Source organism: Hyphomicrobium sp. 99, from assembly GCF_000384335.2.
GTDB lineage: Bacteria > Pseudomonadota > Alphaproteobacteria > Rhizobiales > Hyphomicrobiaceae > Hyphomicrobium_B.
The window spans coordinates 1,412,279-1,428,423 of the sequence record NZ_KQ031382.1 but is presented as its reverse complement, the minus strand read 5'-3'; the positions used below and the strand labels follow the sequence as shown (position 1 = coordinate 1,428,423).

The window sequence follows — 16,145 nt, the reverse complement described above, 5'->3', positions numbered from 1 at the left end:
CAGGCTCTTGTAAGAGCGATAGTATTCTGCCGAGTGATGGCTTTCGCACCGCGAGCCTCCGGCCCTTGAGGGCCATACGATGGCTTCTGTTACCTCTCAGCACGTTGAAGCAGCCAGCACTCTCGCTGTCATCGCTTCATCCAACGAGCCGCTGCTATTCCTTTCTGCCGATCTGAACGTAATCGCTGCGAGCGCATCGTTCTGCAGGACATTTCAGATTGATGCCGCCGGCATTCCTGGTCGGCGGCTTTCCGAGATCGGCGGTGGCGAGTGGGCAATGCCCCAACTCCATTCTCTGCTGATGGCAACCGCAGGGGGGACAACCCCAATCGAGGGCTACGAACTCGAGCTCGCCTTGATGGGCCAACAGCCTCGAAGCTTGGTGTTAAATGCTCGCAAGCTCGACGATGGAGACAACGACCGTGTTCGGCTCCTTCTGGCGATATCTGACGTAACCGCCGCTCGTGCAGCGTCTCGGGAAAAAGATGATCTCATCCGAGAGAAGGCGATTCTTCTGCAGGAAATCCAGCACCGCGTCGCCAACAGTCTCCAGATCATCGCCAGCGTGTTGATGCAGAGCGCTCGCAAGGTGCAGTCCGAGGAAGCGAGGGGACATCTTCAAGACGCGCACCATCGCGTCATGTCGATCGCCGAAGTTCAGCGTCACCTCGCGGCGTCGAGCCTCGGAGACGTGTCGCTTCGACCCTATTTCGTCCAACTTTGCGAAAGCCTTGGTGCATCGATGATCCAAGACCCCAACCGTCTGTCGATCGTGGCGACCATCGATGACAGTGTCGTCAATGCAAATACGTCGGTGAGCTTTGGTCTGATCATCACCGAACTGGTGATCAATGCTCTTAAACACGCCTTCCCAGGCAACCGGCACGGCAAGATTAGCGTCGATTTCCGGTCCGATGGAGCGAAATGGGCTCTATCCGTCGTGGATGACGGGATTGGCATGGCGACGGGTTCCGACAAAGCCAAGCCGGGGCTCGGTACAGGAATCGTCGAGGCGCTCGCCAAACAGCTGGGCGGCAAAATTATTGTGCGCGATGCAAAACCTGGAACCTCGGTTTGTATTGTTTACGACGAGCTGGTCGCCAAACGGAGGGAGGCACTGCCGACTGCTTAGCAGAGGCTCCCCTGCTTCACATTACGCTCAGCGATTGAGTATCAGCTTCGTCCTCACCGGATAATATATGCCAATTCATAAGAACGTTGTTTTGGTGGTCGAGGATCACCCGATTATTCGAAACGCTGCTCTCGAATTTCTGGAAACCGCTGGTTTTGAGGTGATCGAGGCGAGTAGCGCGGACGAAGCTATTCGGGTTCTCGAAGCGCGGCCCGAAATCCATCTTGTGTTCACCGACGTCGAGATGCCTGGTTTGATGGATGGTTTAAAGCTATCTCATTACATCAGCGATCGATGGCCGCCGATTAAGTTGATCGTGGTGTCGGGCCGGACCCTCGTTGAGCAGGGCCACATGCCCGTCGGGGCTAGATTTTTCCCGAAGCCCTATAACGAGGACGCAATAATCGAAACTATCCGCGGGATGCTTTCGGAAACGAATTAGCAGGCCATTATTGGCTATCTTGGCTGCCGATATCTGATGCAATCGCCGAGAAGAAACGATCAGCAGCGTCGTTGAGTTCGCGGTCGGTCGAGCCCTCAGCTGTGCGGCCATGAAAGTACTTTTTGACGTCCTCGCCGAAAGTGAGGATGTCCGTCGCGCCCTTGCCTGCTTCGAGCATGCGGTCGCGCACCATGAGGCCCACGACGCGCTCAAGAATGGTCACTCTCGCGATCAGCTGAGCGCCTTGATGCTGGTAGAGTTGGGCATTGAAGTGTCTCCTTCTATTCCAAGTATCACATCGCCAATCGAGTCATCGATGCTATTCGTTCCGGCGATTGTAACCGTCCGAACCACATTGGCTCTCGCCTCATCGAGACCCTTTATGATCCCAAGGAATGTACGAGCTGGTCAGAGGCGTTTAGAACCTCGAATCCATGTCCCGGAACATATTCCGCGTGCGATCCGTTTCGTTGATGCACGCGTTCGGTGGCAACCGGCCGCAACAGAGATCGATGGACGTGGTCATTTTGCCGGTTTCTGACTGCGACAGCAACGCATTGGTACGCGTAGCAATCTAGCCTATTCCGAGTGCGTGCCCTCGTCCGGGAAGGCCTAGTCGATCGAAGAGATGCCCTGAGACCTTATGGAAGAAATTGAGAAACAAGCGCGGGACTATCTCAGGGCTCTTTACGGGCTCGGAAAGCCTTCCGTCGAAATTCTTCCGGTTCAAAACTTGCCGGCCGTTTTGGCTTTCGCTCGCTTAAAGAGGTGGATCGTTGAGGGTCCAGCAGGCGGTCATGGGCTTTCGCCACTCGGTGTTAAGGAGATCGGCGGTTGACATATTGTTCGTCGGGGAAATTCCACGGAGGTCCCGGTTAGACGGTCGTTGGGTCTGCCGACGGAGTTATTTCGGCTTCTTCACATCGCGGTTGGTGAAGCGCGTTGCCGAGTCCAGTTCCGATTGTCAAAACCGCCCAATACTCGCGATCTTTCATATGGGGCAATTCGCTCAACCCCTGAACGACGGCGTCGTTATGCATAACGATCATCGTTTCAAATCCGCCGATTTCGGTGAGCTTTTCCTTGATGCTGCTGGGTAGATGGAAGCTGCTGCTTTCCCAATTGCCGGGAAGATTCTGGCCCCCGCGATCAATGGATCCGTCCTCGCGGATGATCCCCGGGCAGCCAATACCGATGACGGGCGCTAACGCCAGCTTCTCTTTGCTGTTCCACCGGATTTGATTCTCTAGCATCTTCACCAATCTGGCGACAGCGCCCGACCGATCTGTCTCATCTTCCGCGTGGCACCAGATCTCTGAGTTCGCCACTTTGCTCTTCACAAGATCCCGCGATTTGCCGATATTCAATTCCACAGTGCCAACGCGAATGTTGGTACCCCCGATATCAACGGCGAGCATCGTATCGTGCCCCTTGAGCATCCAGGGCGGCAACAGGTGCGCCGCGCCGATCAAACCCGCGTCGTCGGGGTCGTTGTGAATCATTTCAAGGTCGACCTTGATTTTATCGGCCCTGAGAAGCAGGCCTGTACGGCCCGCCACCAGCTCGCCAAGCCGGCTGCCGCGAAACCCGCCGCCGATTACAATAGCTTCGGTATCTCGCCATTCCATGGTCTGCAAAAAACGCCGAATGACCTCCGCGAATTGCTGTGAGAATTCTTCAACCGCGCTTTGTACGATGCCCGCAGCGTCCGGGTCGCCCTTTTCCAGCTCCTCGACCAGTCGCTTCTTCGTCAGTTCCTCGGTCGTCGTCTTTCCGAAGGGATCCTCGCCGGCCTTCCGCAGCGCCTTGCGCCACTTCTCGACGATGTCCCAGAATGCGCCCTTGCTCGCTTTGTCGCCGACAAAACCGTCATCGTCGCGCACCTCGATATTATAACTATCAACCGTCACACTGGGCAGAGTGGCGGCCCCATGCGTGGGCAGTTCCAATTTTGACGGGGATGGCTTGTCTTGATTGTCACTGCTGCCTGATCTCCAAGATGAGGCGTGGATGGGATGTTTAGGCTTGTAGGGCGGCTCGAAAGAAAGCCGCGAGCATTCTGTCTTTCGCCCTAAAGGTTTGGGCTTCGATCGTTAGAGACGCGGATTGGTCTGTTAAAGTTCCTCTCAAGAGCCGCTAAGTCCGGCCACAGAAGGTGAAGTTTCGATGAAGGCTCAAACCTCCGGATCGGCCCTATTTTGGAGCCGTTACGCCTAAAACCGCGTGGAGAGTAGGGGAAGTGCGAACCGCACGCCCACCACCAGCCTCGGCACGGTGATCTGCGGACGCGTATCGCGATCTTTGAGACAGCTTGGCGCAGCGGAAGTTGGTAAGGACTTGATCCTCGGACGGATGCGCCAAGCGCTATAGGCACTTGGTGTCATTTGGAGGTCGTCTGCTTTCGATGGCGATGCAGACGTATTCGTGGCGCACATAACGTGGGGTGAGGGCGGATGAAGAAAGGTCCGCTTTCTCGGCCAAGCAGACGGCGCGATGGTTTGGAGAACCGACCGACCTAAATGTCCGGGTGATTGTCCTTCTGGATTGCGAATTGACCAACTTGGAACATCGACGGATCGAAATCGACAGAAAAATAGATGGCGCTTCCGGAAGGCTGCTTGATGGTGTTTTGGGCATAGCCCAAGGCGGACGCTCCTGCCGCCCGTCCCTTGGAGTGAGTGAAGTCGGATAACCGGTTCTGGCGATCTTGATAAATCGCCCAGATGCGGATGCCAGCCTGAAAGCCGGACGGACGAGTTCTCAGCCGTCGTCCATGGCCAGGCAGTTTCAGATTGGCTCCAATGGGCAAGGTCGCGTCTGGAAATGTTTGATCCGCGATCAGTAAGCCTGCAGGCAATTTTTGCCGAGATAGCAAATCGGGGCGACGAACCCCACGTGGACTGAAGCGTCCCCTCCAATCGGTCCCTTGTGCGGCTGATCTGGAAGCCTGAATTGCTTGAGCGCGTGGGGCCGACCGGGACGAGAATTGGCCAAAGAGCTCCGCAGAGGCGCGATTTCGATGCCCTGCCAAACCCTGCCATTGGCAGTTTATTCCAGGTGGATTTTGAAGGTTTCCCGGAAGCTATACCCAAAGTGCATGGGTTCGCATGCGCCTTCGAAGAGGGCGTTGTTCAGTGCTCATACAAACGCTCCACACAAAACGATTGAGCGGGAAAGAAACTTGAGGATGAATATTAAACAATTACAATAGCTTATGGCTGCGGGAAATTTCGGGTTGTTTTCCCCTACGGGGCGCCAATTCAAGCTAAGCCATTGATTTTATAGAAGTCATTGAGAAACAAGGGCTTTCTTTACTCGACTGCTACCTTTCGCTGCTACTTTGCGAGGTATTGTCGACGTGCCCCCCCCTTTCTGACGCGCCGCTCCGGGTCGCAAAACCTCTACTACAAGCGGCTGCCCGTCAAATGGTATCAGCAGCTGCGGTTAGGTCGCATCCCGACTCTGCGGTCTCTGAAATTCCCGCAGCGCCTGAAAGTTTTTGCAAAGATAGTTGAGTTCCGTTTCCGAAATATAGAAATTCAGTAACTTGCAAAGATATTGATTGCTGCGGGCGGCGTTCGGGCCCCTGGCCTGGCGAGTCAGAAGGAATGCACAATCCCTGCAGGTGCCGTAGGGATTACGCGGTTGCTCTCCACCGATATTCGCCAAAAGATAGCGTAGAACATCACGAAGATGAGTTAAGTCCGCCACGCTTAGATCGTCGACCTCCTGCCCAAGATGCGCAAGCGGATCTTCTTCCATGACCGCACGTCCCGCATCGGTAATCGTGAAGACCGAGCTTCGCGCATCGCGCGCCGAGACATCGCGCTCGACATATCCGGCGTGCTCGAGACATTTGATTGTCTGCGAAGCCGTGCCCGCAGTTGTCGCCTGATACTGGGCCAGTCCCGTGAGGGTACGGCTGTATGCGTTGGATCGCGAGAAATAGCGAAGGGCGATCCATTGCGCGGCCGTCAATTGATCTCCGTCGTTTTCCGCAAGGAGTGCGCGACTCAACTGCAAAAGGACGTCAACAACCTCTTTCGCAACCATTCTTCCCCCGGACCAGCATAGCCTTCATACGCGAATCCTGCCTCGGAAAGTCAACAAAAAACATGGCGAAGAAACTCTCGTCGAACTGATCGAGGCGAAAAGAACTAGTTTCGTTTCGAAAGCATAGATTTTCGTGCTGGTTCGATATGTCCGGGCGATAGATAGCGTCGGCGCAAATCGCTCGCCGATTTAGAATTTGCTTCACCATATCCCACTCACACTCCCGGCGATTGCTTGCAGTGGGAATTGCCAAATGAGCTTCGGCCCCGGAAGAGAGCACTATGAGAAGAATAGAAACGTTCTCTCCTCCGGGGCATTCGGGAGCAGGCTACCGCTTACTGTCGAGCAAGAACTCGTCGCGACAATCCTTTCGTGTACGCACGAAGCGGTCATCATAACCGATGCCAGCGGCACCATCATCAGCGCCAACGCTGCGTTCTCGCGGATAACGGGATACTCGACTGACGATATCCGGAACCAGAATATGCGCGTTCTGCAATCTGGTATGCATCCGAAGTCGTTTTACGAGGCAATGTGGAATTGCCTCAAAGCGAATGATTATTGGCACGGCGAAATCTGGAATAGGAAGAAGAACGGGAATATTTATCCGGCACTTCTCACAATCAGCGCCGTCCGTTCCGAGGATGGCCAGCTGACGCACTATGTCGGCAGCAGCGCCGACCTCACTCCGATCAAATCGTCACAGCGCGAACTCGAGCGTCGTGCGCAACATGATGAGCTGACCGGCCTTCCAAATCGACGCCTTCTCACGTCACGGCTCGATCAAGCGCTTGTGCGCTCACGTGCGAAACGATCAACCGGCGCCGTCATTTTCGTCGGTCTTGACCGATTCAAGCTTGTCAACGACAGCCTCGGACATACCGCCGGAGACGAGGTTTTGATACGCGCTGCCGAGAGGCTTTCCTCATGTGTGCGAACCTCGGACATGGTTGCCCGGTTTGGAGGCGACGAGTTTGGGCTGCTTTGCGAAAGCACGCCGCGCTCTATGCTCGGTGATCTCGTCGGCCGGATATTAAACCAGTTATGCCAGCCGTATTTTCTTTCCGGGGGACGGCAGGTGTGGCTCGGAGCAAGCGCCGGGATCAGCCTATTTCCTGATGACGGCCGGGATGCCGCTTCGTTGATACAGTACGCAGACGCGGCGCTCTATCATGCAAAGCGCGCCGGTAAGGGCACGTATCGCTTCTTCTCAACCCGCTTGACCGAGGCAGCCAACACGCGGCTTTCGGCTGACTTGCAGCTGAGGCAAGCTCTCGAGCGCGAAGAGTTCATTCTCCACTATCAGCCTCTCGTTTCTATGCCGGACGGCAAGGTGACTGGTTTCGAGGCTCTCGTTCGCTGGAAGACTGCGAACGGCACTATCGTGCCGCCCGGGGATTTCATACCGGTTGCCGAAGAGACAGGCCTTATCGTTCCTCTCGGTGAATGGGTGCTGCGGACCGCATGCCGCGATATGAAAGAGCTTCTTGCCAGTGGTGCGGAGCTAACGACTATGGCGATCAATGTGTCGGCTCAGCAGCTCCACCATGCCGGATTTGTCGACACCCTTCAAAGTATCCTGGAAGAGTTCGATCTCAGCCCTTCCGTGATCGAACTCGAGATAACCGAGGGCACGCTCATGGGCCAAGGCAAAGCGCCTGTGGCCATCCTTCAGGCTCTAAAGGCCTTGGGATTGCGTCTCGCCGTGGACGATTTCGGCACCGGCTATTCGTCGTTGTCGTATCTGCAAAAGCTGCCGATCGATAAACTCAAGATCGACCGCAGTTTCGTCTCGGACTTGGAATCCGGAGGTGCGGCCCAGGCCATTGCCGCCGCCATTATCGGTCTCGGCCGGAGTCTGCGTCTGGAGGTTCTCGCGGAGGGCGTCGAAAACTGCTTCCAATTGGACTTTCTCGTGAACAACGGATGCCGAGGAGCACAAGGATATTATTTCGGATTGCCTAGTCCCAAGGAAGCATTGCCTTCCTTAGCTGGCATCAAGTGGAGGCGAGCCCGATAAGCTGCCGATAGGCTACGAGGTACCCGCTAGGCGGCGTGCTGATCCACTGCCGGCAACACTGTATTTAAAGCAAGAAGGCTGATCATGCGGCCGTCGATCGGGATGACGCCGCGCACGAATGACTTTGCGATCTCAGAGGCGACTTCGGGCGTCGGCTGAACTTGCGTCAAATCGATGGTCAGAATGTCGGAAACTCCATCGACGAGCAGGCCGATCACTTGGTCGCCCTGCTGAGTGACTACGATGGCGTGACGCGCAGTTGGTTCGGCCGGGACAAATCCCAGCCGGGCCGCGAGATCGACAATCGGAAGCACGATGCCACGCAGATTGACCACGCCGCAGAGGAAGCTCGGCGCGTGAGGTAGCGGAGTGGCCGGGGTCCAGCCACGGATCTCCCGCACAGCCACGACGTCGATACCGAAGTCCTGGTTGCCTACGCGAAACGCCAAAACCTCGAGAGTTCTGCTTCCCTCAGTCATTTGCTTCTCGATCATTGTTCAGCCTCGGATCCGGCTTCGATCTACGGTCATGGATCGATGCGGGTTAAAATTCCTCCCATCCGTCCTCGGTTTTGCGAGCAACGGATGCCCCTCCCGACGAGGAAGTCGTTTTCAAAGCCGTCGCGCGGAGATCGCGCCTGGTCTTTGTCTCGGTAGGCCTCTGGCGTGATTGGCGTGCCGCCGTCATTTGGGCCGACGTTTGCCTCAGCGCCATAACGGACGAGTTCTGATTGACCTTGAATTCGCTCATGAGGTCTGAAAGTTGGTTCGTCTCGTCCGTCAACGAGTGGCAAGCGGCCGTCGTTTCTTCCACCATCGCCGCATTCTGCTGCGTGGTCTGATCCATGCTGTTGATCGCGGTGTTAATTTGCTGCAATCCACTGGCCTGCTCTTCAGCAGCGCCAGCGATCTCGGCGATCATCTGATTGATCCCGACGACATGGGAAATAATCTGCTCGAGTGTCTTGCCACTTTCGGAAACATAGCGCGCGCCCTGCTCGACCTGTCCGCTCGATGTCGAGATCAGCATCTTGATCTCCTTCGCGGCTTCGGCTGAGCGCTGTGCGAGGGCGCGTACCTCGGAAGCAACGACCGCAAATCCGCGTCCCGCGTCGCCTGCGCGCGCGGCTTCCACGCCGGCGTTCAATGCGAGCAGATTTGTCTGAAAGGCGATTTCATCGATGACACCGATAATCTGAGTGATCTGCTTTGAAGATTTCTCGATGTTCCCCATTGCGTCGACCGCTTGGCGAACGACTTCACGGCTCGATTCCGCAGCGTTCTTTGCTGCTGCCACTGTATCCCGGGCATGGGAGGCGCCCTCCGACGACTTTCTTACGGTCATCGTGATCTGTTCAAGAGCTGCCGCTGTTTCTTCGAGGCTGGCCGCTTGCTGCTCCGTACGGCGAGCGAGGTCGTCGGCGGCTGCCGCAATCTCGTGAGTTCCCGCCGTCATCTTCTGCGAGCTTGCGATTACCGATTGCAGGGTCACATCGAACTGCTCGAGAGCTGCATTGAATTCCTTTTGTAGCTTGCGATAGGCGTCAGGAAGATCGTCGGTCAATCGGAACGACAGGTCTTTGGCGGCGAGTTTTGCAACGGCCGCCCCAATCGAATTGGAAACCATGGCGCGTTCACGCCCGATCGCTTCCTCTTCAGCTTTGCGCTCCGCCTCGCGTCTCGCCTGCTCCGTGCGGATGCGTTCGGCTTCGGCATCTGCCTCATACTTGCGTCTCGCTTCCTCGGCGGCCTCGACATAGACGGAAATGGATAAATCCATGTCGAGCATCATGGCCTTCACGAGCGAACCGAGACACCGTCCGACATCTTCGGAGTCATTCTTTTTTCGGCCAAGCGAAAAGCCAGATGGCCACATGTCGTTGACGACCGAACGAATGAGGTGGTCGACCACGATGGCATAACCACCGATATACCACCGAGGCTCGAGACCGATGCGCGCATGAGTCTGGCCCACTCTGCGCACATTGGAAACGTAGCGTGCGTCGAAATCAGCATTGCTGATGGACGCCCAGTGGTTGACCTGGGCCGTCTTGGCTGCAACCATGTGCGTGTCGCTTTTGAAGAATTTCCGTGTTTCCGGGGTCTTGCGGATCGTTTCGTAAAACATGCCGAGCGCCACGGGCATCTCGCGGTCGATGATGGATTTAATGCTACGGATGCTTTTGCATCTCTCTTCGTCGAGTTGAATAAAAGACATACGTTCGGCCAATCCGCCGTCAGATGCGGTCGCCGCGTTGTAATGCGCACCGTGACTCATATCGCCCCCCGAGTTATGTGCCCAATGTCTGTTGCTATTCTCGATCTGATATCGCGCGCTGTCGCTTTGTGGCCGCCCTCTCCCCGTGCCTAAAAAAATTTGTCGCGCATCAGCCGCTTAGAATCAGTGTGCTGCCTTTGCGCTGATTTGCCCCTTGGCATCGTATCGATATGGGGGATCGATAATATTTCGGCGCGTTTGTTTGCGGCAAAAATGGAAGCCTATGCGACGTGCAATCACATGCTTTCAATTCGAAAGCAAAAAGTGGGCACCCAAAACTGACTGCGGGTATCAGAAGCAATTTGCAACGCGTTGGTGCCATCGCCACGCGCGCCTGCTGCTCCTCCCTTCGCGACCGGCCGCCAGACGCGCCGGAGCGAGGTGCTGCGAGGGTTAAATACAGTGCAGCAGAAAATCTATGTCGACCACGATTCGCTTGAGTGAGTGGATACAGCGGATTTTTTGTGACTATGGAGTTTCATGCGTGATTAGAAGTCGCCCGGCTCAGGACGAAGTTCCCGCCTACGCACAAGATGGAGATGTTTTGGTTAGTTGGCGGCTGGACCGTCTGGGGCGAAGCCTCTCACACCTGATCTCGCTTGCTACCGAACTGAGCAGCGAGGCATTGCTTATAGATCTTTGTCTGAGGCGATCGATACAAGCACCGCTAGCGGTCGGCGTTCGACCAATGGCGGAGTTCGGCCAGCGCGATGTGATTAACGGGAAAAGAATGAGTGCCTGCGCGTCTCACTCAAGCCGCACACGGCTGCGCCAAAGCGGTTGCGGCGTTTGCGACGCGACCGTCCTCTCAGTGAAAAGAAATCAACGAGATTTGGCGCGCGTGGCCAAGCAGAACAACCGGATGTCAAGCGGCCCAGGCATCAGTTATTTGGAAAGCAGGCGCTGCCTTTGCCACTGCCTCAGCATGCGGTTCCGCGGACGACACATAGCCAGAGGGGCGGGCCTGAAGTGTTACGATGCGCTGACCGGGGGGCAAATCATTGAGCGGAATTTCAAAGTGCATGGTTTGATGCTTTCCGGCACGGGAGCGCAAACGGCCTCGCAGGCGATGTATGACCCTCTCGCCGGACACGACCTCGATGAACACTCTCCTCGATTGGCCGCTAGTCGGAAAACGCAGAGATACTCCGCATACCCTTATATTCGGGTCAGAATCAATTTCGATGCAATGACCTACCGACGCTGCCGTATGACCCTGCGCCAGCGGTATGCGCTTCCATCGGCGCGGGTACCAAACGCCAAGATTGTCACGTGAAACTCCGATCAAATTGTCGGATTTAAACGACCGATGGTAGATGGCACGCGGCAGGAGCGGCGATGATAATACGTCGGCAATTTTTTGCAGCAATCCGCGCTTTCGTCTGTTCGGGCGGATGCTTGCGTAATGCTTCAACCAGACGCCAGGCGCGACCGGCGTCTCGGCAAGTCTGCGCAGCACTTCCTGCGGCACACCGAGGCCAAGCTTGTGCAGATAGTTGAGACCCGCGAGCGCCAATGGAACTAAGGCTCGGCGCTCGACAAGCTCGATCGTGCGGTCCCAATCGACGCCGCCGGCGTTGATGCGCTGACCGATGTCGATTGCCCAGTCTCCATCGCGGCCGACCACGCCGTGTGCGAGACTGATCACAATGCTGTCCGCAGAAGAGGGTACGCAAACGTCAGTGCCGCCGAACGAGATTAATCTCGAATTTTGCCATAGTGCGCTTTCGAGTTCTTGGTCGCGACGACAGAAGTGAAACGCCTGAGTGTGCAGGTCGACTTCGCCGTAAACGCCCCGACGATAATTTGAGGACGCGCGAAGCGGCGCGAGTTGCCGCAGTAGGAGAGCAGAATCGCCGTTCGTTGCCTCCCAACCTGCTGCTGTCAGCACGCTGGCGGCACGCGGCCCATCCTCTTGCCGAACGAGTATGTCGACATCGCCCATCAAACGACGAACCGTTGGTCCGAATCCTTCTGCGTATCCTGCGGCGCCCTTGATGAGCATGCATTCGATGCCGGCCTTGCGTAGGGCTTTGATGGCCGGCAGCGTTTCACCCAGCATGATCTGGGTTTGGGTCCAATGGGATTTGGCTAACCCGTCGATGCGAGGCCGGTAGGTTGAGTTCGGATCGAGAGTCCGCAGGCGACCCGAAAGAGGTGCAAGAATACGCATTTCAGGCCAACTCGCATCGTCGAGTTCGCGGCTCTTGAGCCAGCGCTGCCAAGCAGCACGTGCTGCATCCGGCGGAGCGAGGCAAGCTTGGAGCAGAAGATCTATCTCAGGGGCCGGCCGCGCCCCCTTCAATATAGGGACCCTCATGTTGATCTCGCCCTCCTCCGCTCGAGCGAGGCACGGACAACGTCGAGATATCCACGATCTGCCATCGTGTTATAGCCGTAGCTCAAGCTCCCCGGGATGATCCGACGGAGCCACAACACCTCCGGGAGCGTTTCGAAAATCAATCCGAGTTCGCGGCCTCTTTGCAGCCAATCGATCATCTCACCACGGCCACGCGCACCCCCTGGATCGTTGACGGGCCCGATCGCCGCAACGGCAGACGTGCGCAACATCATGGCGGAGCGCGACAGGCCTTCGGAAACCGCGCCGCTCGATCGATCATCGCTGCCATGCTGGAAACGCCGGCCGCGACAGAACAGACCGTCAACGCGTGGTCCGCGCGCAAATCGCTCCAATTGCCGTTCGGCTTTCTCAGGCAGCCAAATGTCATCGGCGTCCAAACCCGCAACGAACGGCGCCGATACGTTCCTCAATCCTGCGGTCGTCGCTGCAGCCGCCCCCGCATTGGCTTGCCGGATAACGCGAACCGTGCCGCCGTATCTCGCGGCAATATCGGCCGTATCATCTTTCGAGCCGTCGTCAATCACGAGGATGTCGCTGGCGGCAACCGTCTGTGCAAGCACCGACCGGATTGCTTCATCCAACGTGCGCGCCGCGTTATATGCGGGGATGATTACTGCATACGCGTTATCCGACATGGACTTAACTCCCAGCCCGAGACATCGCGGCCACCAGTGGATGCGTGATGGGTCCCACTCGTCCCGCAGCGCGGCGGCGCTTCAATGATGCCTGGAACACCTTGAGCAGTTCGAGCCGCAAGGCCGCGATATTTCCCGAAGTGTTTCGGGCGTGACGGCGGTGCAACGTCGCAATTTCGCGTTCGACCGTGATCTCATGATCCGTCTCAAGCAGGCGCAAGATCAGATCAAAATCGTCTCCCATCGTGAATGTGCTGTCGAACCCAAGGGACTGGACGGCGCTTGTCCGGAACAGGCCGGCCGAGAGCTGTACAACAAGGACGCGCGCTGTGCTGGTGCCCGGCAAAGGCATCCTGTCGGCCCCAAGGGTCTGGAACATCAGCGTTTCGCCCATGACGGCCGCTACACCGGGCGTTCTCTCTATCAGCGCGGCTTGACGCGCGAGACGTCCCGGCATGCAAAGATCGTCTTGATCAAGAAACGTCAGAAGCTCGTGCCTGACTTTCGCCAGCCCGGCATTGCGCGATCCGGCGATACCGCGCTTCTCCCCGGCGAAAACGCGGATGCGTGGATCGTGCGCCCCAATATCGCGCAGGCGCGCAAGCGTTCCATCAGTCGAGGCATCGTCGACGACGACGATATCGAGATCGACGCCGGCCTCGGCCGTAAGCGACCCTATGGACTGTTCTACGAATTCGGCCCCGTTATACGTCGTCATGATGACCGAGATCCGAGGGAGAGCTTGAACGGTCATTGCATCCCTGTCTTTGAGCGGTCACGCGCATCATCACTCGGCGGCCTACCGAACAAAGTCTCTGCCTCCTGGTGCTGCACGAAGAACAAGTCCAGCGGCTTACGCCGTCCCATCGCCCTTCGCCGGGCAATCGATTTATTGAGAACCTGGAGAGTGGACGTGCGAATGGCGCGTCCGTTGCGTGTCATATTGCCGTCGTGCCGGCGGTAGAGCGAGGCAATCTCCGCTTCCACCAGCAGCGGCTCATCGTGCTCAGCGAGCCGGAAGAAAAAGTCTAAGTCTTCCGAGAAGGCGAGCTCTTCGTCGAACATCCCGAATTGACTGAAGACGGCTCTTCGAAATAGCGCACTGTGCAAGGTCGGCAGCAACATGTTTGCGCTCCGCGAACCGGGCGACGGACACTGCGCATCGTCGAGCTGCTCGAAAAGCAGGGTCTGCCCGACGACGCACGTCAGCTCCGGATTGGCGAGAAGCTTTCCGAGCTGGCGCGCAATACGCCCGCGCGGGCAGACATCATCGCAATCGAGAAAAGTTACAAACTCGCCCCGTGCCGCTTGGACGCCAATATTGCGCGCGGCGGCGACGCCTCGATGTGGCCCGCTCATGATGCGCAGGCGCTGATCGCGGCAACTGATTTCAGAGACGATATCCAGCGAACGATCCGTCGATCCGTCATCGACAATGACGATGTCGAGCTGAAGGCCGGGCTCATCTTCTAGCGAAGCCAGCGCTTCCCCAAGGTGCCGCTCACCGTTGAAAATCGGTATGATGATGCTGACTATGCGAGCGGTCATGACACCCCGCTATCGAGAAACCGGCGTACCGCAATGCCGATCTCGAACGGGTCCGAGGAAAGGCTCATGCTCCACGTCGGAACGCGCCGCGTCAGTGCCGTTGCAAAAACGAAGCCGGATTTCTGCGCACCCGGAAGCTGCTGCCACATGGATGCGGCTGCGTGATGGAATAAATCCTGAGGTCGAAGAGGCTCGAAAGTCGTCTGATCTGCACGAGCGATCCGGGGAAGCACGAGCGCTACAACGGCAGCGCTCTCGGCCATGCATCCCTTAAAATATAATTCGGGATCGATTTCGACCTTGCCCTGCCAATTCAGCGCTAAGGGCTTCTCTAACTCGCGTGGCCCAAGGACACGTTTGATACCGGCGGGGTCCTGTTTCAGCAACTGATGGACTCGATGGACGCGAGGTACAGAGTCGGCCGTGACCACAACATAGTCGTCGCCCACGGTCTGAAGTCCCGACGCGATGCCCGCGAGCGTCGTACCCGACTTGCCACTTCCACCCCCGCCGACGAGCAGCATGGCCCGATGCCCGGAGACGAGAGAGCCGGCGTGCATCATGCGCGATCCGCGCTGTGCGGTTGCCCAGTGGATTAGCAGACGGAAAGGCGAGCCAGCATCCCACGGTGGCAGGTCAGCAAGCGAGGTCAGCCACTGCACGCCGACGCCGGTACGCGGATTGAAAAGCGTGCATGGCTCGGTTGGATTGTTGTACGCGTCTGGTTGACCGACGATACCGATGAGGCCCGCCTCTCCGGCAAGCCGCTCGAAATCAGGTCCGAGGGATTGGTAGGAAGCAAAATTCGCGGCGTCTGGGCTGCCGACTGAGCCTGGCTCACCGAGGTGAAAGTGCAGATCGTCCGTCCCGGTACAGGTGTTGATCTCACCACCGAGCCGACCTGCATAAAGGTCGGCCATGGCGGCCGATGGCATGTACAGGCGGATGGACAGATCCGCTACGCGGACCCGGACCTGATGTGCGCGTTCAGCGTGTCGCGCGGTGAACAAGTCAAGCGCGTCTAAAAGCTGTCGTGCGCTTGGCCGGGTTGCCTCAGATTGCGCGACGCCGGACAGAGCGCTCGCGATCATGCGCCGACGCCATTGTCGTTGCGTACGATGGGCCAGCCGAGGTGCTCCTCGGTATCATGCACCGGATCTGCCAGGATAAGGTCCTTCATGTCCTCATAGGACTCGACCGTGAAGGCAAGTTCGCCCGCCTCTGCACGTGCCACGGTCTCGCTCGCCTCAAGCGCAACCGGGTTCGCACTGCATGGGCGCAACAGGCCAGCATTCACGAGATTCGCAATGAGGAGATGACTCTCATGAGCAATGTTTGAATTTATCTGAGCTAAGCGGTCTGCGATCGCTGCTGGGTTGTGTCCTGACGTAACATCCCGCCACAGCGCGGCCGCGAGATCGCGCAGACTCCAGTAGACACCGCTCGACAAATTCAGTGCCACGATCTCGCCGTCAAAATCGTTGGCGACGCAGTCGGGAGTTGAGACCTCTAAGATGCCAATATCGGCGGCAGCCACTACCATTTAGAATCTTCCCCGAATTTGGACAGAGCAATCGAAGTTGCTGAATCAGCCAACGTCCATCTGGCGCCGTTTTGCGGGAAAGGCGAGGCGGCTGCCCCCAATTGTTCACAGCATTCACAACATGTTCGATTTC

Annotated in this window: 15 protein-coding genes and 1 pseudogene; 4 read left to right on the top strand and 12 right to left on the bottom strand. The window is 57.3% G+C overall.

Annotation, left to right across the window (positions count from 1 at the left end; translation table 11 throughout):
* Positions 1-79: 79 nt before the first annotated feature.
* A complete protein-coding gene (locus G359_RS06960; RefSeq protein ID WP_045835529.1) occupies positions 80-1,132 on the top strand; it encodes a sensor histidine kinase in 1,053 nt (350 codons plus the stop codon).
* A 67-nt stretch (positions 1,133-1,199) separates the two neighbouring features.
* Positions 1,200-1,574, top strand: coding sequence for a response regulator (locus G359_RS06955; protein ID WP_045835528.1), 375 nt, complete (start codon positions 1,200-1,202; stop codon positions 1,572-1,574).
* A 7-nt stretch (positions 1,575-1,581) separates the two neighbouring features.
* On the opposite strand, the gene G359_RS06950 is transcribed toward G359_RS06955, so the two are convergent.
* The 4 genes from G359_RS06950 to G359_RS19645 all read right to left on the bottom strand — a co-directional run bounded on the left by G359_RS06950 (position 1,582) and on the right by G359_RS19645 (position 5,552).
* Positions 1,582-1,797: a hypothetical protein gene (locus G359_RS06950; RefSeq protein ID WP_045835527.1), complete on the bottom strand. Its 216-nt coding sequence runs from the start codon at positions 1,795-1,797 to the stop codon at positions 1,582-1,584.
* 652 nt (positions 1,798-2,449) lie between these two features.
* Complete coding sequence (locus G359_RS06940; protein ID WP_245279951.1) at positions 2,450-3,484, bottom strand: ROK family protein; 1,035 nt, start codon at positions 3,482-3,484, stop codon at positions 2,450-2,452.
* A gap of 605 nt (positions 3,485-4,089) precedes the next feature.
* A complete protein-coding gene (locus G359_RS20710) occupies positions 4,090-4,383 on the bottom strand; it encodes a glycoside hydrolase domain-containing protein (RefSeq protein ID WP_197077545.1) in 294 nt (97 codons plus the stop codon).
* 635 nt (positions 4,384-5,018) lie between these two features.
* A complete protein-coding gene (locus tag G359_RS19645) occupies positions 5,019-5,552 on the bottom strand; it encodes a MarR family winged helix-turn-helix transcriptional regulator (protein ID WP_197077544.1) in 534 nt (177 codons plus the stop codon).
* 328 nt (positions 5,553-5,880) lie between these two features.
* Between G359_RS19645 and G359_RS06925 the strand changes: the two genes are divergently transcribed.
* Positions 5,881-7,647: a putative bifunctional diguanylate cyclase/phosphodiesterase gene (locus G359_RS06925; protein WP_052699239.1), complete on the top strand. Its 1,767-nt coding sequence runs from the start codon at positions 5,881-5,883 to the stop codon at positions 7,645-7,647.
* A 26-nt stretch (positions 7,648-7,673) separates the two neighbouring features.
* On the opposite strand, the gene G359_RS06920 is transcribed toward G359_RS06925, so the two are convergent.
* Positions 7,674-8,141, bottom strand: a complete 468-nt coding sequence (locus tag G359_RS06920; protein WP_045835524.1) for a chemotaxis protein CheW — start codon at positions 8,139-8,141, stop codon at positions 7,674-7,676.
* A gap of 49 nt (positions 8,142-8,190) precedes the next feature.
* Positions 8,191-9,924, bottom strand: a complete 1,734-nt coding sequence (locus G359_RS06915; RefSeq protein ID WP_045835523.1) for a globin-coupled sensor protein — start codon at positions 9,922-9,924, stop codon at positions 8,191-8,193.
* A gap of 418 nt (positions 9,925-10,342) precedes the next feature.
* On the opposite strand from G359_RS06915, the pseudogene G359_RS21065 reads away from it, so the two are divergent.
* Positions 10,343-10,534, top strand: a pseudogene (locus tag G359_RS21065) (recombinase family protein); the annotation flags it as partial.
* A gap of 255 nt (positions 10,535-10,789) precedes the next feature.
* Here G359_RS21065 and G359_RS06910 read toward each other — a convergent pair.
* The 6 genes from G359_RS06910 to G359_RS06885 are packed head-to-tail and all read right to left on the bottom strand — an operon-like array spanning position 10,790 to position 16,006.
* Positions 10,790-12,244 carry a nucleotidyltransferase family protein gene (locus tag G359_RS06910; RefSeq protein WP_045835522.1) on the bottom strand — a complete coding sequence of 485 codons (1,455 nt, stop codon included), beginning with the start codon at positions 12,242-12,244 and terminating at the stop codon, positions 10,790-10,792.
* The gene (locus G359_RS06905) at positions 12,241-12,921 is read right to left on the bottom strand and encodes a glycosyltransferase family 2 protein (protein WP_045835521.1); all 681 of its coding nucleotides are present in this window, start codon (positions 12,919-12,921) and stop codon (positions 12,241-12,243) included. Before G359_RS06905 ends, G359_RS06910 begins: the two co-directional genes overlap by 4 nt.
* A 4-nt stretch (positions 12,922-12,925) precedes the next feature.
* Entirely contained in the window at positions 12,926-13,675 is a 750-nt protein-coding gene (locus tag G359_RS06900) for a glycosyltransferase family 2 protein (protein ID WP_082072848.1), read from the bottom strand.
* Positions 13,672-14,469, bottom strand: coding sequence for a glycosyltransferase family 2 protein (locus G359_RS06895; protein ID WP_045835519.1), 798 nt, complete (start codon positions 14,467-14,469; stop codon positions 13,672-13,674). Before G359_RS06895 ends, G359_RS06900 begins: the two co-directional genes overlap by 4 nt.
* Positions 14,466-15,560 (bottom strand): hypothetical protein, encoded by a 1,095-nt coding sequence (locus tag G359_RS06890; protein WP_045835518.1) that lies wholly within the window; start codon positions 15,558-15,560, stop codon positions 14,466-14,468. Before G359_RS06890 ends, G359_RS06895 begins: the two co-directional genes overlap by 4 nt.
* Positions 15,557-16,006: a hypothetical protein gene (locus G359_RS06885; RefSeq protein ID WP_045835517.1), complete on the bottom strand. Its 450-nt coding sequence runs from the start codon at positions 16,004-16,006 to the stop codon at positions 15,557-15,559. Before G359_RS06885 ends, G359_RS06890 begins: the two co-directional genes overlap by 4 nt.
* Positions 16,007-16,145: the final 139 nt, after the last annotated feature.